A 21,616-nucleotide genomic window follows, 5' to 3' on the forward strand; every position below is an offset into this window, starting at 1 on the left:
GCCGATGAACTTCCACGGGGCGCTGGGCGCGCTGCGCCGGGTGGTGCAGGAGCGGCCGGACGCTCTGCTGGTGAACGAGGGGGCCAACACGCTGGACCTGGCGCGCGGGATCATCGACATGCACCAGCCGCGCAAGCGCCTGGACGTCGGGACCTGGGGCGTGATGGGCATCGGCATGGGCTTCGCGGTGGCGGCGGCGGTGGAGTCGGGCAAGCCGGTGCTGGCGGTCGAGGGCGACAGCGCCTTCGGCTTCTCGGGCATGGAGGTGGAGACGATCTGCCGCTACAACCTGCCGGTGTGCATCGTGGTGTTCAACAACAACGGCATCTACAAGGGGACGGACGTGAACCCGACGGGCGGGTCGGACCCGTCGCCGATGGTCTTCGTTCCGGACTCCCGTTACGACAAGATGATGGAGGCCTTCGGCGGCGCGGGCGTCAACGTGACGACGCCGGACGAGCTGTACCGGGCGGTCAGCGCGGCGATGGACAGCGGGCGGCCGACGCTGATCAACGCGGTGATCGACCCCAACGCCGGGTCGGAGAGCGGCAACATCGGCAGCCTCAACCCCACCAGCGCCGTCCGCAAGGGGCCCAAGCAGTAACGCCTTCCTAAATTATAAAAACAAAGCCCCCCGGAAAATTCGGGGGGCGGTTCCAAACGACGGCACGACATCCCAACGTTACGAAGAATCAGCCTGAGACGAGAGGGGAGGGCGGACATGGACACGGCCATCGTCGCCAAAGACGACAACAAAAGGCGCGCCATCCATCCCGGTTCGGGGCGCCGGAACACCCGGCCCCAGCCGAAGGGCCGGCAGGTCGATCCGGCGGCCCTGGCGGAGGTGCAGAACCTTCTCGGTGACCGGTCCCGGCAGCGGGATCTGCTGATCGAGCATCTGCACCTGTTGCAGGACACCTATCATGGGCTGCACGCCCGCCACCTCGCGGCGCTCGCCCACGAGATGCGGCTGGCCCTGGTGGAGGTGTACGAGGTGGCGTCCTTCTACGCCCACTTCGACATCGTGATGGACGGGGAGGAAGCCCCTCCGCCCGTGACCGTCCGGGTCTGCGACAGCCTGTCCTGCTGCATGGCCGGCGGCGAGAAGCTGCTCGACGAGTTGAAGGCCGCCGACATGGGGCCGGACGTCCGGGTGGTGCGCGCCCCCTGCATGGGCGCCTGCCACAACGCCCCGGCGGTGGCCATCGGCCACGCCCTGCACGAGAACGCCACGGTCGAGAGCGTGGTCACCGCTGTGAAGAACGGCGAGACGCACCCGCAGATCCCCACCTATGTCAGCCTGGAGCAGTACAAGGCGGAGGGCGGCTACCGTCTGCTGACCGAGTGTCTGGCGGGCAACGTCCCGGTGGACGACATCCTCGGCAAGCTGGAGGGCGCCAACCTGCGCGGCCTCGGCGGCGCTGGCTTCCCGACCGGCCGCAAGTGGCGCTTCGTCCGCCACGAGCCCGGCCCCCGCCTGATGGCGGTGAACGGGGACGAGGGCGAGCCGGGGACCTTCAAGGACCGCTTCTATCTGGAGAACGATCCGCACCGCTTCCTGGAAGGGATGCTGATCGGCGCCTGGGTGGTCGAGGCGACCGACGTCTACATCTACCTGCGCGACGAGTACCCGCACATCCGCGAGCTGCTGGAGCACGAGATCGCCGCGGTGGAGAAGGCCGGCCTCGCCGGGCACACCCGCATCCATCTGCGGCGCGGCGCCGGGGCCTACATCTGCGGCGAGGAGTCCGCGATGCTGGAGAGCATCGAGGGCAAGCGCGGCCTGCCGCGGCACAAGCCGCCCTTCCCGTCGGTCGTCGGCCTGTTCGGCCGCCCGACCCTCATCAACAACGTCGAGACGCTGTTCTGGATCAGGGACATCCTTGAGAAGGGCGCCGACTGGTGGGGCGGCCACGGGCGCAACGGCCGCAAGGGCCTGCGCAGCTACTCCGTCTCCGGTCATGTGAAGGACCCGGGCGTGAAGCTGGCCCCCGCCGGCCTCACCATCCGCGAGCTGATCGACGAGTATTGCGGCGGCATGGCCGACGGCCACACGCTCAAGGGCTATCTGCCCGGCGGCGCGTCGGGCGGCATCCTGCCCGCCAGCATGGACGACATCCCGCTGGACTTCGGCACGCTGGAGCAGCACGGCTGCTTCATCGGCTCCGCGGCGGTGGTCGTGCTGTCGGACAAGGACGACATGCGCAAGGTCGTGCGCAACCTGCTGGACTTCTTCGAGGACGAGAGCTGCGGCCAGTGCACGCCCTGCCGCGTCGGCACGGAGAAGGCGGTGGCGCTCATCAAGCAGCCGGTGTGGGACGAGCCGCTTCTGACGGAACTCGCCCGGCTGATGGGCACGGCATCGATCTGCGGCCTGGGTCAGGCCGCGATGAACCCACTCAAGAGTGCGCTGAAGCACTTCCGCGACGATCTGCGCGGGGAGGTCCGGTGATATGAGCGACCGCATCCTGTTCCACCTCGACGACGAGCTCGTCGAAGCCCACCCCGGCGAGACGATCTGGCAGGTCGCCAACCGCCTGGGCACCGAGATCCCGCATCTCTGCTACGCCGACGAGCCGGGCTACCGCGCGGACGGCAACTGCCGGGCCTGCATGGTCGAGATCGACGGCGAGCGCGCCATGTCGGCCTCCTGCGTGCGCCACCCGACGCCGGGCATGCGCGTCCGCTCGGCCAGCGAGAACGCCAAGTTCGCCCGCAAGATGGTCATCGAGATGCTGGTCGCCGACCAGCCGAAGCGGGAGGAGGCCCACGACCCCGACAGCAAGTTCTGGCGCTGGGCCGACCGCCTGGAGATTTCTGACAGCCGCTTCCCCAGCCGGGAATGCGCGCCGAAGCCCGACTTCAGCCACCCGGCGATGGCGGTGCAGCTCGACGCCTGCATCCAGTGCAACCTGTGCGTCCGCGCCTGCCGCGAGGTCCAGGTCAACGACGTCATCGGCATGGCGCTGCGCGGCCACAAGGAGACGATCGTCTTCGACTTCGCCGATCCGATGGGCGACAGCACCTGCGTCGCCTGCGGCGAGTGCGTCCAGGCCTGCCCGACCGGCGCGCTGATGCCGAAGACCCAGGTGGACCTGAACAGCGGTGTCTTCGCCGCCGCCCCGGACCGCCAGGTCGACAGCGTCTGCCCCTATTGCGGCGTCGGCTGCCAGCTGACCTACAACATCAAGGACGAGAAGCTGCTGTCGGTGACGGGCCGCGACGGTCCCGCCAACAAGAACCGGCTGTGCGTGAAGGGCCGTTTCGGCTTCGACTACATCCACCACCCGCACCGCCTGACCAAGCCGCTGATCCGCAAGGAGGGCGTGTCCAAGCACGACGTGGACATCGACCCGCTCAACCCGCTGACCCATTTCCGCGAGGCGAGCTGGGAGGAGGCCCTGGAGGTCGCCACCGCCGGTCTGCGCAAGATCCGCGACGAGCGGGGCGGCTCGGCTCTGGCCGGCTTCGGCTCGGCCAAGGGCTCCAACGAGGAAGCCTACCTGTTCCAGAAGCTGGTGCGCGTCGGTTTCGGCACCAACAACGTGGACCATTGCACCCGCCTGTGCCACGCCTCCTCGGTGGCGGCGCTGATCGAGGGCATCGGGTCGGGCGCGGTGACGGCTCCCTTCATGGCGGCCAAGGACGCCGAGGTGATCGTCGTCATCGGCTCCAACCCGACGGAAAACCACCCGGTCGCCGCGACCTTCTTCAAGAACGCGGCCAAGCGCGGCGCCAAGCTGGTCATCATGGACCCGCGCGGCCAGGTGCTGAAGCGCCACGCCAGCCACATGCTCCAGTTCAAGCCGGGCCGCGACGTGCCCATGCTGAACGCCATGCTGAACGTCATCATCAGCGAGGGGCTGTACGACGCGCAGTATGTGGCGGAGCACACCCAGGACTTCGAGGAGCTGCGCGCCCACATCGCCAGCTTCACCCCGGAGGCCATGGAACCGGTCTGCGGCATCCCGGCGGAGCAGCTCCGCGAGGTCGCGCGCCTCTACGCCACCTCCAAGGGCTCGATCATCTTCTGGGGCATGGGCGTGTCGCAGCACACCCACGGCACCGACAACGTGCGCTGCCTGATCGCCCTGTCGCTGGTCACCGGCCAGATCGGGCGCCCCGGCACCGGCCTGCACCCGCTGCGCGGCCAGAACAACGTCCAGGGCGCTTCCGACGCCGGCCTGATCCCGATGATGTTCCCGGACTACCGTCCGGTGGACGATCCCGAGGTCCACGCCTTCTACGAGGATTTCTGGGACACCAAGCTGGACTCCAAGCGCGGCCTGACCGTCGTGGAGATCATGGACGCGATCCACGCCGGCTCGCTGAACGGCATGTACGTGATGGGCGAGAACCCGGCCATGTCCGACCCGGACGTGGAGCACGCCCGCGACGCGCTCGCCAAGCTGGACCATCTGGTGGTGCAGGACCTGTTCCTGACCGAGACGGCCAAATACGCCGACGTGGTTCTGCCCGCCTCGGCCTGGCCGGAGAAGACCGGCACGGTGACCAACACCAACCGTCAGGTCCAGCTCGGCCGGCAGGCCCTGCCGCCTCCGGGCGAGGCCCGGCAGGATCTGTGGATCGTCAACGCCATGGCCCGCGGCCTGGGGCTGGACTGGAACTACGAGCATCCGCGTGACGTGTTCCGGGAGATGAAGGGGGCGATGCCGTCGCTCGACAACATCACCTGGGAGCGGCTGGAGCGCGAGCGCTCGGTCACCTACCCCAGCCTGTCCGCGGACGATCCGGGCCAGGAGATCGTGTTCGGCGACGGCTTCCCCACGGCGTCGGGCCGCGGGCGTCTGGTCCCCGCCGACGTGATCCCGCCGGCCGAGGAGCCGGACGCCGAGTTCCCGATGGTCCTGACCACCGGCCGCCAGCTCGAGCATTGGCACACCGGGTCGATGACCCGGCGCGCCCAGGTTCTCGACGATCTGGAGCCGGAGGCGGTGGCCTATATGAGCCCGGCGGACCTGCGGCGGATGGGGGCCAAGGGCGGCGACCGCATGAAGGTCACCACCCGGCGCGGCACCATCGAGCTGAAGGCGCGGTCGGACTACAACGTCCCGTCCGGGCTGGTGTTCGTGCCCTTCTGCTACGCCGAGGCGGCGGCCAACGTGCTGACCAACCCGAAGCTGGACCCCTACGGGAAGATTCCCGAGTTCAAGTTCGCCGCGGCCCGCATCGAGCCAGCGGCATAGCCAACCGGCGGCCCCCGCTCCCCGCAAGGGGATGCCCGGGGGCCGCCACACCCGAGGACGACAACGGCGCGGATCCAACAGCGCCGGACGATTTCGAGAGGGATGGAGCGATGAAGACGCAAGCGCTGATGATGGCACCCCCGGCCCCGCGGGCCGAAGGCCGCGCGGAGACGGTGGACCGTGCGGCGAAGGGCAATCTCGTTCAGTCGCTGTCGCGGGCGCTGAGCATCATGACCATCCTCGGCCAGTCGGACAGCCCGATGAGCCTGACCGCGGTGGCCGAGGCGGCGCATCTCTCGCCCTCCACGGCGCACCGTCTGCTGACCACCCTGCAGGAGGAGCGTTACGTGCGCTTCGACCAGGGCAAGCGCGGCTGGGCGGTCGGGGTGCAGGCCTACATGACAGGCACCGGCTTCCTGAAGACGCGCAGCCTGCTCGACGTCGCCCGTCCGCGCATGCGCCGGCTGATGGAGGAGACCAGCGAGGTCGTCAATCTGGCGATCGAGGAGAACGGCGAGGCGATCTATCTGCACCGCGTCGGCGGTCCGCGCGTCGCCCAGGCGGCGCTGCCCGTCACCGACCGCACGCTGCTGCACTGTTCCGCGGTTGGCAAGGCGCTGCTGGCCGGAATGCCCGACACGCGGGTGCAGAGCATCGTGACCCAGCGCGGCATGCGCCAGTTCACCCGGACCACCGTGTCGTCGATCCCGGCCCTGCACCGGGAGCTGATCCTGACGCGCGACCGCGGCTACGCCGTGGACCAGGAGGAGCGGGTCAGCGGCCTGCACTGCGTGGCCGCGGCGATCTACGACGAGCAGGCCCGCGTCATCGGCGCCCTGTCGCTGTCCAGCACCAACCGGCGCCTGGACGACGCCCGCGTCGTGGCCTTCGGCGAGATGGTCAAGCGCACCGCCGCGGCGGTGACCGCCGAGATCGGCGGGCGCTTCCCCACCTGATCTTTTGGCCTGATCCCTGGGCCTGATCCGGAACACCCTTACGGAATTCGAATTCGCGCCGGCCGGGAGGCGCGATCCGCCCCGATCCGCAAATCCTTCGGATTGGGTCGAGGCGGCTGTTACCCCGGTTTTCCTTCCTGTCACGTAGTGCTGCCCTGAAGAAACTGACCGCGCCCGCAACGGCGCGGTCTTTTTTTGGCAAAACATTTTGTTTCCGCAATGTGGAAACTTAAGATTCCTTGTTGCGTACTGGCGAGGACTCGGGCATCATTCTTCTTACACAGGGTTCATCACCCTTTGTATCGGGCGGGTTGTTGCTCCGCATTATATGCGAGCCTCTCGGATACTGGCCGTGCTGGAAACAGCACGGCCTTTTTATTGCCGAGACGGCGCCGGATCAGGAGGCTATGCTGCGGTGCGGCAAAACAGCGCGATCATCGCCGCGGATCGAGCAGGCGCGGGCCGGGACCGTCCTCCGACAGCTCATCCCAGGGGTTGCGCAGCGGGCATTCGCCGAGCGACAGGCAGCCGCAGCCGATGCACCCCTCCAGCCCGTCGCGCAGCTTGGTGAGCACGGCGATGCGCTCGTCCAGGTCCGCTTTCCAGGCCGCAGACAAGCGTTTCCAGTCCTCTGCGGTGGGGGTGCGGCCGTCGGGCAGGGTCTTCAGCGCCTCCGCGATGGTGGCCAGGGGGACGCCCAGGCGCTGGGCCACCTTGATGACGGCGATGCGCCGGAGCACGTCGCGGGGGAAGCGGCGCTGGTTGCCGCTGCTCCGCCAGCTCGCGATCAGCCCCTTTGATTCGTAGAAGTGGATGGTGGACACTGCCACACCGGAGCGTTCCGCGACCTCGCCCACGGAAAGGTCCTTGTCCATGTCGGCGGGATCGAGAATCGCCATCGCCGGGCCTCCCCTGGGGTTCGGAACCTCTTGACCTCAAGTGAAGTTGAGGTCGTATCGAGAGAGAGTCAACAGCGCGCCGCATCGAGGGTAGCCGATGATTTCACCAACCTCCGTCGACTGGACTTCGCTCAACACCCTGCGCGCCACGCCGGGGCCGGAGGTGACGGCTCTGCCGGCCTCGTTCCTGACGATCACCAAGGCCGCGAACCTGAAGCCGGCCATCGTCCGCCCGGTGCTGGACGGGCTGCTGCGCCAGGGCTTCGTGCGCGAATACGACACCCAGTACGGCAAGGCCTACGCCCGCACGCCGGAGGGCAACCAGCGCATCCGTGAGGTGAGGGAGTGGCTGCGCTGAAGGCGCCCTCTCTCCCTGGAGAGAGCGGGCCTTGGAGAGAACAGAGGGCCGGGCGCACAAAAAGGAACGGCGCCCCTTTCGGGGGCGCCGTTTTCGCGAGGTGTGCCGTCAGACTGTCGGGAAGCGATCAGACAACCTTGTTGGCGTGCAGTTCGGCGATCTGCTGCGGGGTGTAGCCGAGGCTGGCCAGAACCTCGTCGGAGTGCTCACCGAGCAGCGGCGATCCGGTCACTTCGACGGTCATGTCGGAGAACTTGATCGGGCTGCCGACGGTCAGGTACTTGCCGCGGGCCTTGTGGTCGACCTCGACGATCGTGCCGCTCTTGCGGAGCGACGGGCATTCGGCGATTTCCTTCATGGTCAGCACCGGGGCGCACGGGATGTCGAACTTGCGCAGGATGTCGACCGCCTCGTACTTCGTCTTGTCGGCCAGCCAGCCCTCGATGAAGGCGAAGATGTCGAAGATCTTGTCCTGACGCGCCTGGGCGGTGTTGTAGGCCGGATCGTCGATCCACTCCGGCTTGCCGAGAGCCTTGCAGATCGGCGCCCAGGCGTGGCCCTGGATGGTGAAGTAGATGTAGGCGTTCGGGTCGGTCTCGGCGCCCTTGCACTTCAGGACCCAGCCCGGCTGACCGCCGCCGCCGGCGTTGCCGCCACGCGGAACGACGTCGGAGAACTCGCCGTGCGGGTACTGCGGGTACTCTTCCAGGTAGCCGACGCGGTCGAGGCGCTGCTGGTCGCGCAGCTTGACGCGGCAGAGGTTGATGACCGAGTCCTGCATCGACACGGCGACCTTCTGGCCCTTGCCGGTCTTCGAACGGCCCATGAGGGCGGTCAGGATGCCGATGGCAAGGTGCATGCCGGTGTTGCTGTCGCCGAGAGCGGCGGCGCTGACGGTCGGCGGGCCATCCCAGAAACCGGTGGTCGACGCCGCGCCGCCGGCGCACTGGGCGACGTTCTCGTAAACCTTCAGGTCCTCGTAATGGTGGCCGTCGCTGAAGCCCTTCACCGAGGCGACGATCATGCCCGGGTTCAGCTCGTTGATGCGCTCCCAGGTGAAGCCCATGCGGTCGAGCGCGCCCGGCCCGAAGTTCTCCACGAGGACGTCGGACTCCTTGATCAGCTTCTCAAGGATTTCCTTGCCCTGCGGGGTCTTGGTGTCCAGCGTCAGCGAGCGCTTGTTGCTGTTCAGCATCGTGAAGTAGAGCGCATCCGCTTCGGGAATGTCACGGAGCTGGTTGCGGGTGACGTCGCCGGAACCCGGCCGCTCCACCTTGATGACGTCCGCGCCGTACCAGGCGAGGAGCTGCGTGCAGGCGGGGCCGGCCTGAACGTGGGTGAAGTCGATGATCTTGATTCCTTCGAGCGGCTTGCTCATGGCTCGTTTACTCCCTCTCACTTATTGCGATGCCGTTGTTGAGCACTGGACAACACGGACAAACTGGCGGGATGGGTTGTGGGTTACGGACTTGTGGACTCCAACTCCGACAGGCGTCGGCGGAGCTTGCGCTCCTCGGCCCAGCGGCTGCTCTCGTCGCGGATGATGGCGACGATTCCGGTCACCGTGCCGTCCGGCGCGGTCAGCAGGGCGACCGTGAAGGCGATGGACAGGGCGTGCCCGTCCTTGTGCAGGGCCGGGACGCGCAGCACATCGCTGCCGTAGCGCGTCTGGCCCGTGCGCATGGTGTTGGCGTAGCCGTCCCAATGGCGCTGGCGCTGGCGTTCCGGGATGATGATGTCGAGCGATTGCCCCAGCGCTTCGCCCTCCGCGAAGCCGAACATCCGTTCGGCCGCCGGATTCCACAGAGTAATGGCGCCCTGCGCGTCGGACACGACGATCGCGTCCCCGGCGGCCATGACCAGCTGTGCGAAATCGACTGTTGCGCTCATGAAAGCATTCGCTCCGACACCGGACCCGAAACCTCACGGCACCGTCATGTTTTCTTCAAAACACGCCCGCGCCGTTGGTTCTGCACTTCGTTCCCGAAGCACGATGGGATGTGAGATACCGTATACCAGATGCGAAATGCCTGGCAAGCCCTTTTGTGCGTTGGGCGAACTAATCGCGCTCCGGACCTTTCGCGGTAAATGCCGGAGAATGGCAAGCGGAGCGTGACCGAATCCGGCATGCTCTTTCTGCGCTGATGGCGATCCATGGATTGTTTCATGAACCCGGATCGCGTCGGATGTGTCGTCACGCAACGCTGGCCATTGACCAGCGGCCCGCCTGCTGCCCGGACCTTCTGCCAAGCTGAAGCTCCCAGCCGGTGAGCATGGTGATGGGCGGGTGAGGCAACTCGCGTACCGGCAGGCGACGGAGGAGGCTCGCGCCGGCGTGAGCACCGCAATCCATAACGGGTCCGACCGTCCGGCGTCAGGGTTTGTGGTCCCCATGTGGCAAGGATCAAAAGCGAGTTGACCGGAGGACCGTGCCGGGGCATCTTCGCGCCTTCCGTTGATCCCCAGTGCCATAAACCTGCGGGGATCGGTGGCGAGCCTGGGGACCAATCAGCCTTGAGCCCCAGAGAGCGCAACGGAAAGCGCTGAAAGCGCTAATCGGATGGGTGGCCGAGTGGTTTAAGGCTCCAGTCTTGAAAACTGGCGTGGGGGCAACCCCACCGTGGGTTCGAATCCCACCCCATCCGCCAATTCCTTCTTCGCCGAATTTCGCTGAACCCCGCCAAACCCGCATGTTTGCTGGCTTTTAGCCCGACACCTCCTTCGCCAACCATCGCCCTTGACCGCCGGAAGCCGACCCCTGATGATGGGTAGGATAGCGGGTAGCGCCTCGTACCCATCACCGCCGTCCTGACGCTGCTCCGTTACCCATCATAGGATACCCATCAACACGGGGCTAACCTGCTGATTCGGAGCGGAAGATGCCGAAAAAAGCCGTCGGCTTAACAGCTCGAAAAGTCGAAACGATTCGGACCCCAGGCCTCTTCGCCGATGGCAATGGCCTCTACCTTCAGGTCACCGCCACGGGGGCCAAGACCTGGATTTTCCGCTACTCCATAGGCGGGAAGCGAAGGGACATGGGGCTGGGCTCAACCACCGTTGTCAGCCTCGCGCAGGCCCGAGACAAGGCCGTAGAAGCGAAGAAGGTCGTAGCGGCAGGAACTGACCCGCTCGAAGCCAGGAAGGCTCAGGAGGCCGCGCAAGCGCTGGAGGCGGCCCGTGCCGTGACATTCAAAGAGTGCGCTACCAGCTACATCGAATCGATGCAGGCCGGATGGAAGAGCGCCAAGCATGGGGCGCAATGGACGTCGACGCTCGAAACCTATGCCTATCCGTTGATTGGGAGCCTACCCATCAACGCCATCGACACCAACCTCGTGCTCAAGGTTCTGGAGCCGATCTGGACCACCAAGACGGAGACGGCCAGCCGGGTCCGTGGGCGCATCGAATCGATTCTCGACTACGCCAAGGTCCGCGGGCATCGGTCAGGCGAGAACCCAGCCCGGTGGCGCGGCCACCTCGACCACATCTTGCCCGCCAAGAATGATGTGGTGAAGGTCGAGCATCACGCCGCCCTCCCTTACGCCTCAATGCCACCGTTCTGGCCGAAGCTCCAGGTTCAGGACGGCATGGGAGCGCGAGCGCTGGAGATGGCCATCTTGACCGCCACACGAACCAACGAGGTTCTGGGCGCGAAATGGTCTGAGATCGACGTGGAGAGGCGGATTTGGATCATCCCACCAGAGCGGATGAAGCCAGGTGTCGAACATCGGGTGCCGCTGACGGAACCGACACTCGCACTGCTGAGGAAGATGGGCGCGATTCGGAGGGGAGAGTTGGTGTTCACCGGGCAGACCAAGGACCGCCCGCTTTCCAACATGGCGATGAACATGACGCTCCGCAGGATGAAGCTGGACGTCACCCCTCATGGATTCCGCAGCACGTTCCGGACCTGGGTTGCCGAGAAGACCCATTTCCCAGACGATGTTGCGGAGGCAGCGTTATCCCATACACAGGGCAACAAGGTGGTGGCCGCCTATCAGCGTGGGGATCTTTTCGAAAAGCGGCGCATGCTGATGCAGGCGTGGGCGCAGTTCGTTACTGGCTTGAACGAGGAAACCGAACAGGCCGATGGGTAGCGCCCGCCATGGCCCCCCTGCCGTGAAGCCGGTTCTTGCCATCGTGGCGAGAACCCCTTGGTTCAGACCGTCAGTCCCCGAAAAGTCAGGTCAACGGTCGTTACCGATCCGTCGCCACGGCCGATGGAACGGGTGCCGCACCGTCACGGCCGGCGGTGTGATCCGTCATGAGCCCGTTCGCGATCCGTGACGGACACGCGACGGATGCCAGACGGACCCGTCACGGCCGGCACACTCGATTAATGCGTTACAGGTGTCGTGTAACGCATTATCCCCCCTGAACCCGTGACGGACACCCAACGGACAGCTCGCACCTCGATCACAGTCCATCGTCAGGTCCGCGGGCTTGCCGGCCCGGCCCAGGACGGCGCTGCGAACGTACCGAATGTCACAGACCAGTCGGCGCATTCCGGCGGTCAACGCTGGCCTGTGTACTACGGCACCGACGAGAATCCTGATGGCTTCCTGAAGACCTGACGAGGCAATGGGCGCGGGCAACGACACCAGCGCCGTGACCATGCGGCTGGACGGCACCAGCACTGCGGCGGCCTGATCTGGGCGGAAGCGCCTGAACCTGTAGCCGGCCGGCGCGTCATGCCCAGCCGGCTTTTCAACGCGAGGTGACCGGGGTGGGCCCGTGGAGCGATGTGCGATCGGCATCGAGGCCACCCTTGCGAGTCGGCTGAGAGTTGAGTGCGCGACCACTCCAAGCTAGTATCCTGCCAGTGGCTAATGAGCCTATCCGGCACCCCAAACCAGGGTGAACCGAAAAGGACGAAATCAGTCGGAAAGATCGTTCCGACTTTCGGAAAGACATTTCCGGTTAGTCTTGCCCCATCTCAGATTGATTTGTGTGATTGTTGACTTCGCCCAAGGCTGAGCGTCACGATGTGCTGGTCCAGCACCTTGCTGCGACAGCCTTCTGGCCGATAAAGCCAGAACTCACTGAAGGGAGGCCGGCTAGAGGGGCGCGGACGGGCGGTGAAGTGGTCACCGCCCCGCCGCTCTTTGGAGAGAAGAAGATGAAGGATTTCTTCAGCCTCCTGATCCTGGCTCTGGAGATCATCAAGCGGTTGCTTGACCTGCTGAGCTAAGATCGGGTCTGGAGGGCGGGGGGTTGCAGCCCCCGTCCTCCTCTTTCCAATCGTATTTCGTCACATGTGACGTTTCAAGCTCAGCACGCTCCGAATCTGCGGTGGGGCGGATGCACACCGCACAGCCAGCTATGGCCGTGGGCCGCATCCTGGCCAGCGACACCGGCCCGAGCATCCACAGCACCGACGAGAGGCCGGAGGGGTTCTTGGTGGTGTGAGGTAGTGGAGAGTGGCCTGAGCAGTTCAATAATATCGGGGAAACGCCTGATTCGGCTTCCAGACGGCCTGAGACACCGTTGGATTCGTGTGCGGACGCATACCATAATATGCAAATTGCTTTCAAAACCCGCTTAATGGGCGGGATTACGCCCTAAATTGGAGGATTTCTTGCCACATTGAGATTATCCATGAGAGAGAGGTGTGAGTCTGTTTTTCTGAGGTTGCGGTTTATGATCATTTCTCTTGATGCCTATATTGTGCGCGTTCGTGAAGCCCGTAAAACAAAGGCGAGGCCACTTGGTCTTTATGATGGCAGGGGCCCTTTAATTTCGCGCATTCATAGGTATCTGCGAGAGCTTTCGACTAAATATATTGCGATAAACGCGATTCATAGGTCTGTTAAGGTTGAGAACCTGAGCCTCAATGGTGACGAGCTGCGTGGATTGATGCTTGTTGGTCACTTTGGGTTCAGTGGAGATATCATTGATACTTCTACTGGGCAGACTGTTTATCAGAAAAAAAAGACGGATGCAGATCCAATCCCATATTTCTTTTCACTAAAGCTACCTCCAAATGAGGATAAGGGCGTCCTTGTTTTGCAGAGGACTGGACTAGGTGGTATTAAAAACCTATTTGATCTTCTGATTGTTGGTCAATTTATTAGAGACCACAATGGACTTGTCATGGATATTAACCCATTGGCGCCGCAGGAAGTGCTGAGAGATTATATTGCGAGAGGGCGTATTGAGCACGTGAAGTTGATAAGGCATTCCATTGCTTCGGACATTGCCGATCAATTTGGTGGTGTTACGAATGAAGAAGAGGGAGTTGTTGAACTGACTATAAGGCCGAAGAAAAAGAGCTTCTTTGATAAACAGGGTTTGTTGGAGGTGGTGGACGGTGAACGTGACATCAACTCACTCTACCGCTTTCATGCTTTTGACTATGACTCAGTTGAGGCGAAGGTTACTGTTGACGGGGTGGCTAGGACTTTTGATGTTGTACAGCCAAAGAGATTTCGCGCGTCCGTAAATATTACTAGGGATGTTGTTGTTGGCTCGAATGGGCATCCAGATTATAATAGCTTGGTTTCCATATCGGACTCGGTTATTCGAGGGATGGCCCGAAAGGCAGGGATCGTGTTATGAGTTCAAAGATCAATGCATGGTGTATCGTTCAGGATCATCTGGATACATTAAGCAATGAGCAAAGCAATGAAAAGTCATTACTAGATATATTGGTATTTTATGTTGCGCCGCTTGTTGCGGCGCTTTTGTTTTATTTTATGTATGGCGCAATTGAGAAGGATGCAATTGCTGCCGCTATTTCTGCGCTTTCTATCTTCGCTGGCCTACTGATTAACGTTCTGGTTCTTCTCTACTCAATTTCTTTGCGACCTCCGGAGTCTTTGAATAAAGATTCAGTTGAAAGATTAGAGCTGGAGAAGAGGTTTCTGAGGCAGATTTTTGCTAATATTTCTTATGCAATATTAAATGCAGTGCTAGCTACTGTTCTTCTTGTTATTTCTGGAATGGTTGCTGGGGTTATTGCAAAGGTGATTTCATCTATCTCGGTTGCCTTCTGCATCAACTTTGTGTTGACGCTGATTATGTCGTTAAAGCGCATCCATATGCTTCTGCGTCGGAAATTCTAAATCTGTTTAATTCTCGTAATTCCATCCTGTCGGTCCTATCTACTTGCCTGCCTCGGGGCATCCGTCCATCTCCGGACTGACGCCCATCCAGCGTCACCGCCCCACCGCCGGCCAGCCCGTAGGGCGGGGGCGGGCAGCCCCCACAACCCCGCTTCCATCGGGGCACTCACCCGCCGTCCTGGAGCTGCTCACCTGCATGGTGATGGTGACGCAGCTCGCCAGCCGGGCGGGGAGGGGCGGTGTGCCCCTCTGGCGCTGGGCGTCGCCTCGACCGGCGGCCGGCCCGCGGTTGCCCGATGGAACGCGCTCCGGTGGACCGTGGGTGCGGTCTGCGGGTGAGGGGCTACCTTGTTGGCGCCTTTCGGTCGCGTGCGCGCTGGATGGGGCTGCTGATGCCCGACACGAACAAGCCCGCCGGGTCTCCCGCGGCGGGCTTTCTCATGTGCGCTGGGAGGTGCCCGGTAGGTCCGTGGTTTCTATGGCCGCTTGATGTCTGAGCAATATTTTTGCTCAAGCAGCGCCACCCCAGTTTGCTTCTCAATGCCTGCATGGGCGCGGTTAGCTTCGATTAACAGATTCGGTTCAGTCGAAAGGAGAAGTATTTTTTCAGGAATCGACAAATTTTTCAAAGCTATATCAAGCAATCCCTTGTTATTCCTGCTGATAAACCCAGCTTGCGAAAAAATTTTCTCTTCAATTGTTCCCATAGCACTTATCTTGCTTTGGCATTGCTCGTAGTATTTCCTAACAGCATCCCATTCATTGATGCTTATAAAAAACCCAACTACAGCATATAAAGAAAACAAGCCGCCGGCTATCGCAACCCATGGCATCATCTGATCCACTTGTTAAATACAACTGTCACGTCATCTTGAGTAAGCTCTTGCGCTTCGCAATGATGCTCGTAGCGTTCTGCAGCGAATATATCTACTCAATCTAGCCTCGTGAGAGGTGTTGCTTCAGTTTGCCGCAACCGTACTCCCGCCCCCCCGTCCCCCTGGTAGGTGCCTTCCGGAATGAACTCGACGCCGGCCCCCTCCAGGGCGGTACGCATCGAATCGATCGTGCTCTCTTTCACCCGTTCGCCGCGCTTGAAGCGAGCAATCGTGTCCATAGAGACGTTCGCCGCTGCCGCAAGATCACGGACGCCCCACTTTACCGCGGCCAGCGCCATGTCGAGTTGGATAGGGTGCATTTCTGAGCATCGCTACGATTGTCGTTGCAGGCATCGCCTGTTCGAAATATCGTAGCAGGGCTCAGATATCTGGGCAAGCGGCCGAACCGAGTGCTGGAACCACCCGGCCCGGCCTGACCACAACCCGACCTGAGTGGAGATCGGATCATGGCTGATTCCGTCAATACCACACCCTTGCCTTTATGGCGCGTTCCGCTCGCGGTGCTGAGCAACCTGTTCGTGCTGGCGGAGGTGCGTCATGGCTGAACGTGACGACTCCGGGCAGCCCGCCTTACCGTCGCTGCGCGCCCTGCTGCTTGGCACCGCGGCGCCGCTGTCCGACGCGCTGTCCGAATGGGAAAACGACTATCTGGCGACCGAAGCGGACCCCTCGCTCAGCGCCGACCAGCGCATTGCGCTCTGGATGGACCAGGACCACACCCTCACCAAGCGCGTGCGTGCCGTCCCTGTCCGCAGCCTTGCCGATGCGGTGGCCGCCGCCGGCCAATATCTGAGTCTGGCGCGGCAGAACGTCACCGCACACGCGGTCCCGGAAGCGGTGGCTCTGGCCCTCGCGGAAGGGCTGCACGCCTACCTGTCCGAACTGCGGGCCACCGTCCAGACCACGGAGGGGAGCAGCACTATCCCCGCGCTTGGCATGACCTTCACGGATGCTGTCACCTCGATCCGGCGGCGGTGGCGTGAGGCCGCAGAGGCGGACGACGCCGATTCGGACAAGATCGCCGCCGATGCGATCCGCATCACGGAAGCGGCGCTGAAGGCCGACCCCAGGACCCCCGCCGACGCTCTGGCACAGCTCGAATTGCTGGCCGATCCGGATACCGGGATGGCGGTTGGCGAAAGCGCCGACGAGACGGACGCCGCCACGATCCGGCGCGTCTACGCGGTGCTGGCTGGGGTGCCGTCCGGGATCGCGGGGGCTGCGACAGGCAGCAGCAGCATCCCGTCGCTCGGGATGACCTTCGCCCAGGCCGCCGACCGGATCGCCGCAAACCATGCGGAACATCTCGCCCTTCCTGATGAGGACAGGGAAAGCGCCGACCGGTTGGTGGATGAATGGTGCGCCATCGCGCTCGCCGTGTCCGCCATGGCGCCTCAAACCATCACCGACGCCTTGGCGGTGCTGCGAATTGCCAGCCATCCATCATCCGTCTTGCCATACTGCGACGTGCACGCGAAAGGCACGTCCGCTGAGGCGCTGTTCGGCGCCTTGCTTCGGGCCGCCGCGTTCCTCTCCGCCATCCCAGCCGGGCCGGTGCAGAGTTGCACCCAACCAGATGCCCATCTCCTTACCCTCTGGAATCGCTACACCGCCGCGGTGAGTGCTTACGAGGCGCTTCCCGACGGACTGACCGATGAGGACTACGAACCGTCCTGGCTCGCGGTGGATGCCCTCCGGGACAAGATCAAGGCGACCATGCCCATTACCTTGGCCGGCGTCGCGGTCCGGCTGAAACTGCACCTGATCGGGCTGGCGGAAGATGCCGCGGTCACTCCGTCCTGTTTCGGCGGGCCGATGCCGGCGGTGCTGAATTCGGCCGGGGACCTCGTGGCGCTGTGGCGGCTGATTGCACACCTCGAAGGCGCCACGGTCGCCGCCGGCCCATTCGTCACACCCACGGCACCGGAAACCGACGCTTTCGCGGATACCATCGCCGCGTTCCGGACGGAGGCGCCGGCGTCCCTGGCAATCCCCGACACCCCCACCGAAGCCATGGTGCAGGCCGGCGCCGCTGCGGGCGGATGCCGTCCGGAGCAGGTCCGCACGATGTTCGCCGCCATGGTTGACGCCTACCGCTGGGAGGCTGCGTGATGCCCGTCCTCCATTTCCCCGACCAGGGCACCCGGCGCCCGGCGGAAGTCGTCATCGACACCCGGCGCCTGACCATGCGGAGCGCCGCTGAGTGGCAACAGCAGATCGTGACGGAGTGCCGGCGGCAACGGACCCTGACCCCCACCGTGTTCCGGTTCCTGAAGGGCAGCGGCCTGTTGGGCCGGTGCACCTTCCTCGCCTCCGAAGGGCCGGCCGAGCCGCTCCGGTTCTGCTACATCGGCGCACCCACGGTCGGGGTTCTCGGCCGCGGGTGGGCTCGCTCCGTCCTCGACCAGCCGGTGGACCAGGACCCGCACACCGAGTTCGCCTGCCGCGTCGGCCTGGAATACGCCGAGGCCATCGGTGCGGGCGAGGCCCTGTTCAACCGGATCGCGGTGGCCGGCGTGGGGCGGCCCTTCGTCTACACCCAGGCGCTGTTCGGGTGGGATGACCGTGGGCGGCGGGCGGTTCTATCGGCCATCGACATGTAGACGCTTCCCTGAGGGCTTGGAGTAGCAACGGAACGGATAATCCGATTGGAACGCTACCAACATGGCCTAGGTATTAGGAGAATTTTTAGGCATGTTGAGCGAGGATGCGGAAGTGAGTTACGGAGGAAGTTATGACAGACTCTCAAGATATTGGAATGGGCTATGATTCTCTTCCATTGCTAGCCGTCCTTCCAACTGATGGGGTTCACAAAGTATTTAATGTGCGGCGGCGAAACAAAATTGACGATCAGACAAGCATAATGGAGAGAATGCTATATGTGGCAGTCGCCGAGCTTGGTCCAAAGCAAATGCAATCATTTATAAGGAATATTGGAATTGAGGTTTTCAAAGAGCATTTCGTTGTAGATGCCGTTGATGGAAGCCGAGCCGAAGTAAATTGGGCTGCTGTCCGATAAAATGTGTTTTCCGACAGGGGGCGGATCGCCTGACCATTCCAATTTTCAGAAGCGTAGACGGAAACCCCTGTCGGATTGATCGGCTGTACGGAAACCGACGCAAAGAGGTTCTCCGCCCAACCGTCTCGGCTTAATCGGACGCTCTGTTACGTTGCTACTCGAATCCCACTGACACGGCGGCGGCCTCGGTCACCAGGACGGGCCGCCGCAGATACCGAGATCCATATACACGGCGTGGCGGCTCAACCGCATGAAGTGCAGCGGGAGCCGCCCGACGCCGTTTTGGTGATAGAGCATGCCGGGCCGCTCCTCCAGCCGGCGCCGGCCACCGCCCCGCCTGCTCCATACCGGCACCGTCTCGGGATCGACCAGTCCCACCACCCATTTCGGGTTCCAGCGGGCCAGGGCGACCAGCCGCACCAGTTCGCCGAGCCGATGGAACAGCCCGGCACCGCGCCAATCCGGGCGGGTCCAGCCCGCCACGATCCAGGCCACCGACCCGCGGGTGTCGTGGGCGGCCTCGCTGGCGACGAAGGCCCATTCATCCGCCGGCGCCGAGCCGGGATCGTGCAGCGCTGACAGGTCCGCCAGCCGGGCGCCGAAGCTGGAGGAGGCGCAGTCGACCAACACCACGGCGTGCGTGGCGACCACTTCCCCTTCGCTGTCGACCAGCCCGAGCCAGAAGGCTGGAGCGCTGGTTGGCTTGGGCAGTAGGGGGAACCAGCTGTCACGGTGCCGGGCGTTCAGCGCTTCCAGGTCCTGCCAGGACTCGCACAGGATCGGCGTCACGCCGCGGGCGATCAGTTCCTCGCAGAGGCGATCACGCGCGGCGCCCAGCGCCGGGGCCAGCGGGCCGGTGCCCAACGAGAGGGTCTCAACGAGGCGGAAATCGGGCACGGCTGTGCGTGCCGGGAACATGGCGTTCACGGTTGGTATCCTTTGATTGAACATAGGGGTTGGGTATTCAGACCGACGATCTGCAGACATCAGTTCGCAGGATCGATGCGGTTGCGCACCTCGCCATAACAGACACAGGCGCGAGGCCAGCGCCTACATCGAGGTATTTCCGATAGCCTCTTGGAACGGGCGAGAGAAACGTCTCAACGTCCGCTTGTCGTCTCTTCCATGGAGGACGAAATGGACGCCGCTAATTTGATACGATTTGTCCTGACACACATTCCTTTGATCACCTTTCTACTGGCGATCATCATTCCCACCCTCAGCCGATCTGATCGGACGCCGGAAGGCTATCTGTCCTGGCTGCTGCTGTTGGCCGTTGGTGTCGATGCTCTCTGGGCTGGGCTGTTCCATGTGTTCGCTCCCGAGCGCGCCGCGGCATTCATCGGGTGGACGACAAGCCCGTTTCAGTTCGAGATCGGCGTCGCCGACATAGCGCTGGGCGTCATGGGGGTGCTTGCCTTCCGCAGATCACTCGACTTCAAGGCGGCGGTCGTGACCTACGCATCGCTGTTCTACATCGGCGTGGCGTACGGCCACTTTCATCAGATTTGGGTGGCCGGGAACTATGCGCCTGGGAACGCTGGCATTCTTCTCGTTCTTACCTGCATCCGGCCATTCCTGTTGATCCTGCTCCTCATCGCGGCTCAACGGAAGGCGGCCCCGGCGTTGGCGCTTGGGAGGTAGGAAGTAGCTGGCCGAGCGCTGCTTCGTCGCGCTTCCGAGGTAAGCAATCGCGCAGCGCGCCGTAGACCAGCCCGGCCATGCAGAGCAGGTCGGCGGCCAACCCGAAGGTCGAGCCGGTAAGCAGGTCATGCGCGACCCAGCAGGCTCCGGACACTAGGAACAGCGCGCGCAGCAGGAGGGCCGACCGGCACCAGCGCGCCGCGGTGGCGAGGATCATCCCGGCCGCTGCACAGGCCGAGGGCCAGCCCGCCCAGGTCGAGGCGGCCAGCACCGCGAGCGCCGGCACCGTGGCGGTATAGAGCGCCCGGCACCACCGCGGCCGGTCATCAGACCAGGCGGTGGCGACCTGCACGACGGACAGGCCGGACATCGCCGCACCGGTCCCGGCCCCGATCAGCAGGTAATGCAGCGCGAAGGCTGCGGCAGAGGCACCCTGTCCGGCCAGCAAAGCACGCCGACCGGACAGCCAAGGCCAGAGGGCCACCAGGACGAACCCGGCGGCCCCGGCGAGGTCGGAGAGGTGAGGAACGGTCATGGTACCCCTCACTTCCGCAGCAGCTTGTCCTTCGCCGCGGACCCGGCGCTGGAGCCGACCCAGTAGGACACCACCGCCGACGCCATGGTGGTCAGGGCGCCGAGCATGATCGAGACGGTGGTTTCCTGCCCCGGCGGGATGGATTGGGTCAGGACGAGCTGGAGCACGTAGCCGAAGGCGAGCAGCACGATCACCGACACGACCGGCGCCCCCCAGGAGATGCGGCTGCCGGCCTGGGCAAGCTGGACCGTCTGGGCGCGGGCGTCGGCCCGGTCCTCGTTGTCCAGCCGCAGCAGTGCCACGACCTGATCGCCCTGCTGGCGGTACAGCTCGGCCAGCATGGCGGGATCGTCCTTCACCGTGGCCGCCGCGTGAGCCGCACCTTCCGGGGTAGTGATCGGCAGGCCGGTCACCGCGGAGACGACGGACACCGCGGCCTCGCCGACCTTCTGGGCGGTCTCGCCGGTGCCGAGGGCGGCCTTGGCGACCTCCGGCAGCAGCACCGGGGCCAGGGCGGAGATGATGGGGATGAGCAGTGGCAGCATGGGGATGCCCCTCCTTCGGGCATGAAAAAAGCCGCCTCGGCTGGGGCCGGGCGGCGGGGTGGATTCGGGTTGTTGGTGGCTGGAACGGCGGTGCACCGGGTGGGTTGATCCGCCATGGACACACGAGCTTCCGCGGCCCGGTTTCAGCGGCTCCTCCAACTTCGGGAGGACGCTTTCAAGCGGGCACGGTCACTGCAGGAGCAGAGCCGGGAACTGGTCGCGCGATCGGTGCAGGCCCGGCTCGAAGCACAGGACATACGTGCCAGATCTGCGGACCGGCGGCAGGGGTGAGCGATTGTCAGAATGGTGCGTCAAGCGCATCCTGACCGGGTGCACAGGTCGATGGAGCCCGGCATGCCCAAGCCCCAATACAGCAGCAGGCTCATGGTCCAGGGGTACCTGACACGGGAGCAGATATTGCTCCTGCTGACGGCCGATCCTGGCTCCGGGGAAGTCTATGCGCCGGATTGGCTGATCGAGGATTGTCACGACC

Annotated in this window: 21 protein-coding genes and 1 tRNA gene; 14 read left to right on the forward strand and 8 right to left on the reverse strand. The window is 63.9% G+C overall.

Translation table 11 applies throughout. The annotated features are described in order from the left end of the window. The 4 genes from ACFPMG_RS27780 to ACFPMG_RS27795 form a co-directional block, all read left to right on the forward strand. The coding region (locus tag ACFPMG_RS27780; RefSeq protein ID WP_376998437.1) for a thiamine pyrophosphate-dependent enzyme at positions 1–604 on the forward strand (604 nt) is incomplete at its 5' end. Positions 605–721: 117 nt separating this feature from the next. Next, positions 722–2,452: an NAD(P)H-dependent oxidoreductase subunit E gene (locus tag ACFPMG_RS27785; protein ID WP_376998438.1), complete on the forward strand. Its 1,731-nt coding sequence runs from the start codon at positions 722–724 to the stop codon at positions 2,450–2,452. A gap of 1 nt (position 2,453) precedes the next feature. Then, positions 2,454–5,207 carry a formate dehydrogenase subunit alpha gene (gene fdhF, locus ACFPMG_RS27790; protein ID WP_376998439.1) on the forward strand — a complete coding sequence of 918 codons (2,754 nt, stop codon included), beginning with the start codon at positions 2,454–2,456 and terminating at the stop codon, positions 5,205–5,207. Positions 5,208–5,317: 110 nt separating this feature from the next. Further along, positions 5,318–6,163, forward strand: a complete 846-nt coding sequence (locus tag ACFPMG_RS27795) for an IclR family transcriptional regulator (RefSeq protein WP_051140212.1) — start codon at positions 5,318–5,320, stop codon at positions 6,161–6,163. A 434-nt stretch (positions 6,164–6,597) separates the two neighbouring features. Here ACFPMG_RS27795 and soxR read toward each other — a convergent pair whose 3' ends face one another. Continuing rightward, on the reverse strand, positions 6,598–7,062 hold the full coding sequence (soxR, locus tag ACFPMG_RS27800) for a redox-sensitive transcriptional activator SoxR (RefSeq protein WP_376998440.1): 465 nt from the start codon (positions 7,060–7,062) through the stop codon (positions 6,598–6,600). A 97-nt stretch (positions 7,063–7,159) separates the two neighbouring features. On the opposite strand from soxR, the gene ACFPMG_RS27805 reads away from it, so the two are divergent. After that, positions 7,160–7,420 (forward strand): hypothetical protein, encoded by a 261-nt coding sequence (locus ACFPMG_RS27805; protein WP_376998441.1) that lies wholly within the window; start codon positions 7,160–7,162, stop codon positions 7,418–7,420. A 127-nt stretch (positions 7,421–7,547) separates the two neighbouring features. Here ACFPMG_RS27805 and frc read toward each other — a convergent pair whose 3' ends face one another. After that, the gene (gene frc, locus ACFPMG_RS27810; RefSeq protein ID WP_014200103.1) at positions 7,548–8,798 is read right to left on the reverse strand and encodes a formyl-CoA transferase; all 1,251 of its coding nucleotides are present in this window, start codon (positions 8,796–8,798) and stop codon (positions 7,548–7,550) included. A gap of 83 nt (positions 8,799–8,881) precedes the next feature. Then, the gene (locus ACFPMG_RS27815; RefSeq protein WP_376998442.1) at positions 8,882–9,310 is read right to left on the reverse strand and encodes a PAS domain-containing protein; all 429 of its coding nucleotides are present in this window, start codon (positions 9,308–9,310) and stop codon (positions 8,882–8,884) included. A 668-nt stretch (positions 9,311–9,978) separates the two neighbouring features. On the opposite strand from ACFPMG_RS27815, the gene ACFPMG_RS27820 reads away from it, so the two are divergent. The 5 genes from ACFPMG_RS27820 to ACFPMG_RS27840 all read left to right on the forward strand — a co-directional run bounded on the left by ACFPMG_RS27820 (position 9,979) and on the right by ACFPMG_RS27840 (position 14,484). Next, positions 9,979–10,068: transfer RNA gene (locus ACFPMG_RS27820), tRNA-Ser, on the forward strand. Positions 10,069–10,299: 231 nt separating this feature from the next. Further along, positions 10,300–11,517: a tyrosine-type recombinase/integrase gene (locus ACFPMG_RS27825; protein ID WP_376998443.1), complete on the forward strand. Its 1,218-nt coding sequence runs from the start codon at positions 10,300–10,302 to the stop codon at positions 11,515–11,517. An 890-nt stretch (positions 11,518–12,407) separates the two neighbouring features. Next, entirely contained in the window at positions 12,408–12,611 is a 204-nt protein-coding gene (locus tag ACFPMG_RS27830) for a hypothetical protein (protein WP_376998444.1), read from the forward strand. A 449-nt stretch (positions 12,612–13,060) separates the two neighbouring features. Next, positions 13,061–13,978: a hypothetical protein gene (locus ACFPMG_RS27835; protein WP_376998445.1), complete on the forward strand. Its 918-nt coding sequence runs from the start codon at positions 13,061–13,063 to the stop codon at positions 13,976–13,978. Then, entirely contained in the window at positions 13,975–14,484 is a 510-nt protein-coding gene (locus ACFPMG_RS27840) for a hypothetical protein (protein ID WP_376998446.1), read from the forward strand. The genes ACFPMG_RS27835 and ACFPMG_RS27840 overlap by 4 nt, the downstream gene beginning before the upstream one ends. Positions 14,485–14,960: 476 nt before the next feature. Here ACFPMG_RS27840 and ACFPMG_RS27845 read toward each other — a convergent pair whose 3' ends face one another. Then, positions 14,961–15,320: a hypothetical protein gene (locus ACFPMG_RS27845; protein ID WP_376998447.1), complete on the reverse strand. Its 360-nt coding sequence runs from the start codon at positions 15,318–15,320 to the stop codon at positions 14,961–14,963. A 95-nt stretch (positions 15,321–15,415) separates the two neighbouring features. Then, entirely contained in the window at positions 15,416–15,658 is a 243-nt protein-coding gene (locus ACFPMG_RS27850) for a transcriptional regulator (RefSeq protein WP_376998448.1), read from the reverse strand. Positions 15,659–15,917: 259 nt separating this feature from the next. Between ACFPMG_RS27850 and ACFPMG_RS27855 the strand changes: the two genes are divergently transcribed. The 3 genes from ACFPMG_RS27855 (at position 15,918) to ACFPMG_RS27865 (ending at position 18,399) form a co-directional block, all read left to right on the forward strand. Continuing rightward, positions 15,918–17,492, forward strand: coding sequence for a hypothetical protein (locus ACFPMG_RS27855; protein ID WP_376998449.1), 1,575 nt, complete (start codon positions 15,918–15,920; stop codon positions 17,490–17,492). After that, positions 17,492–17,983 carry a hypothetical protein gene (locus tag ACFPMG_RS27860; protein ID WP_376998450.1) on the forward strand — a complete coding sequence of 164 codons (492 nt, stop codon included), beginning with the start codon at positions 17,492–17,494 and terminating at the stop codon, positions 17,981–17,983. Before ACFPMG_RS27855 ends, ACFPMG_RS27860 begins: the two co-directional genes overlap by 1 nt. Positions 17,984–18,114: 131 nt before the next feature. Continuing rightward, positions 18,115–18,399 carry a hypothetical protein gene (locus ACFPMG_RS27865; protein WP_376998451.1) on the forward strand — a complete coding sequence of 95 codons (285 nt, stop codon included), beginning with the start codon at positions 18,115–18,117 and terminating at the stop codon, positions 18,397–18,399. Positions 18,400–18,588: 189 nt separating this feature from the next. Here ACFPMG_RS27865 and ACFPMG_RS27870 read toward each other — a convergent pair whose 3' ends face one another. Continuing rightward, on the reverse strand, positions 18,589–19,317 hold the full coding sequence (locus ACFPMG_RS27870; RefSeq protein ID WP_376998454.1) for a hypothetical protein: 729 nt from the start codon (positions 19,315–19,317) through the stop codon (positions 18,589–18,591). Positions 19,318–19,536: 219 nt separating this feature from the next. Between ACFPMG_RS27870 and ACFPMG_RS27875 the strand changes: the two genes are divergently transcribed. Next, positions 19,537–20,043, forward strand: coding sequence for a DUF6790 family protein (locus tag ACFPMG_RS27875; RefSeq protein WP_237904978.1), 507 nt, complete (start codon positions 19,537–19,539; stop codon positions 20,041–20,043). On the opposite strand, the gene ACFPMG_RS27880 is transcribed toward ACFPMG_RS27875, so the two are convergent. Both ACFPMG_RS27880 and ACFPMG_RS27885 read right to left on the reverse strand, forming a co-directional pair. After that, a complete protein-coding gene (locus ACFPMG_RS27880; protein ID WP_376998452.1) occupies positions 19,994–20,578 on the reverse strand; it encodes a YgjV family protein in 585 nt (194 codons plus the stop codon). The two genes, ACFPMG_RS27875 and ACFPMG_RS27880, sit on opposite strands and share 50 nt — an antisense overlap. Positions 20,579–20,586: 8 nt before the next feature. After that, positions 20,587–21,123 carry a hypothetical protein gene (locus tag ACFPMG_RS27885; protein ID WP_376998453.1) on the reverse strand — a complete coding sequence of 179 codons (537 nt, stop codon included), beginning with the start codon at positions 21,121–21,123 and terminating at the stop codon, positions 20,587–20,589. Positions 21,124–21,616 lie beyond the last annotated feature (493 nt).

It is taken from the genome of Azospirillum himalayense (assembly GCF_042657465.1).
GTDB lineage: Bacteria > Pseudomonadota > Alphaproteobacteria > Azospirillales > Azospirillaceae > Azospirillum > Azospirillum himalayense.

What these genes read in the sequence shown, in the direction of transcription:
- ACFPMG_RS27825 (WP_376998443.1), top strand. Translation starts at nt 10,300, where the DNA reads ATGCCGAAAAAAGCCGTCGGCTTAACAGCTCGAAAAGTCGAAACGATT.
- ACFPMG_RS27850 (WP_376998448.1), bottom strand. Translation starts at nt 15,658, where the DNA reads ATGGCGCTGGCCGCGGTAAAGTGGGGCGTCCGTGATCTTGCGGCAGCG.
- ACFPMG_RS27880 (WP_376998452.1), bottom strand. Translation starts at nt 20,578, where the DNA reads ATGACCGTTCCTCACCTCTCCGACCTCGCCGGGGCCGCCGGGTTCGTC.
- ACFPMG_RS27885 (WP_376998453.1), bottom strand. Translation starts at nt 21,123, where the DNA reads ATGCTGCCACTGCTCATCCCCATCATCTCCGCCCTGGCCCCGGTGCTG.
- ACFPMG_RS27855 (WP_376998449.1), top strand. Translation starts at nt 15,918, where the DNA reads ATGGCTGAACGTGACGACTCCGGGCAGCCCGCCTTACCGTCGCTGCGC.
- ACFPMG_RS27795 (WP_051140212.1), top strand. Translation starts at nt 5,318, where the DNA reads ATGAAGACGCAAGCGCTGATGATGGCACCCCCGGCCCCGCGGGCCGAA.
- ACFPMG_RS27875 (WP_237904978.1), top strand. Translation starts at nt 19,537, where the DNA reads ATGGACGCCGCTAATTTGATACGATTTGTCCTGACACACATTCCTTTG.
- soxR (WP_376998440.1), bottom strand. Translation starts at nt 7,062, where the DNA reads ATGGCGATTCTCGATCCCGCCGACATGGACAAGGACCTTTCCGTGGGC.
- ACFPMG_RS27860 (WP_376998450.1), top strand. Translation starts at nt 17,492, where the DNA reads ATGCCCGTCCTCCATTTCCCCGACCAGGGCACCCGGCGCCCGGCGGAA.
- frc (WP_014200103.1), bottom strand. Translation starts at nt 8,798, where the DNA reads ATGAGCAAGCCGCTCGAAGGAATCAAGATCATCGACTTCACCCACGTT.
- ACFPMG_RS27835 (WP_376998445.1), top strand. Translation starts at nt 13,061, where the DNA reads ATGATCATTTCTCTTGATGCCTATATTGTGCGCGTTCGTGAAGCCCGT.
- ACFPMG_RS27870 (WP_376998454.1), bottom strand. Translation starts at nt 19,317, where the DNA reads ATGTTCCCGGCACGCACAGCCGTGCCCGATTTCCGCCTCGTTGAGACC.
- ACFPMG_RS27840 (WP_376998446.1), top strand. Translation starts at nt 13,975, where the DNA reads ATGAGTTCAAAGATCAATGCATGGTGTATCGTTCAGGATCATCTGGAT.
- ACFPMG_RS27785 (WP_376998438.1), top strand. Translation starts at nt 722, where the DNA reads ATGGACACGGCCATCGTCGCCAAAGACGACAACAAAAGGCGCGCCATC.
- ACFPMG_RS27805 (WP_376998441.1), top strand. Translation starts at nt 7,160, where the DNA reads ATGATTTCACCAACCTCCGTCGACTGGACTTCGCTCAACACCCTGCGC.
- ACFPMG_RS27865 (WP_376998451.1), top strand. Translation starts at nt 18,115, where the DNA reads ATGACAGACTCTCAAGATATTGGAATGGGCTATGATTCTCTTCCATTG.
- ACFPMG_RS27845 (WP_376998447.1), bottom strand. Translation starts at nt 15,320, where the DNA reads ATGATGCCATGGGTTGCGATAGCCGGCGGCTTGTTTTCTTTATATGCT.
- fdhF (WP_376998439.1), top strand. Translation starts at nt 2,454, where the DNA reads ATGAGCGACCGCATCCTGTTCCACCTCGACGACGAGCTCGTCGAAGCC.
- ACFPMG_RS27815 (WP_376998442.1), bottom strand. Translation starts at nt 9,310, where the DNA reads ATGAGCGCAACAGTCGATTTCGCACAGCTGGTCATGGCCGCCGGGGAC.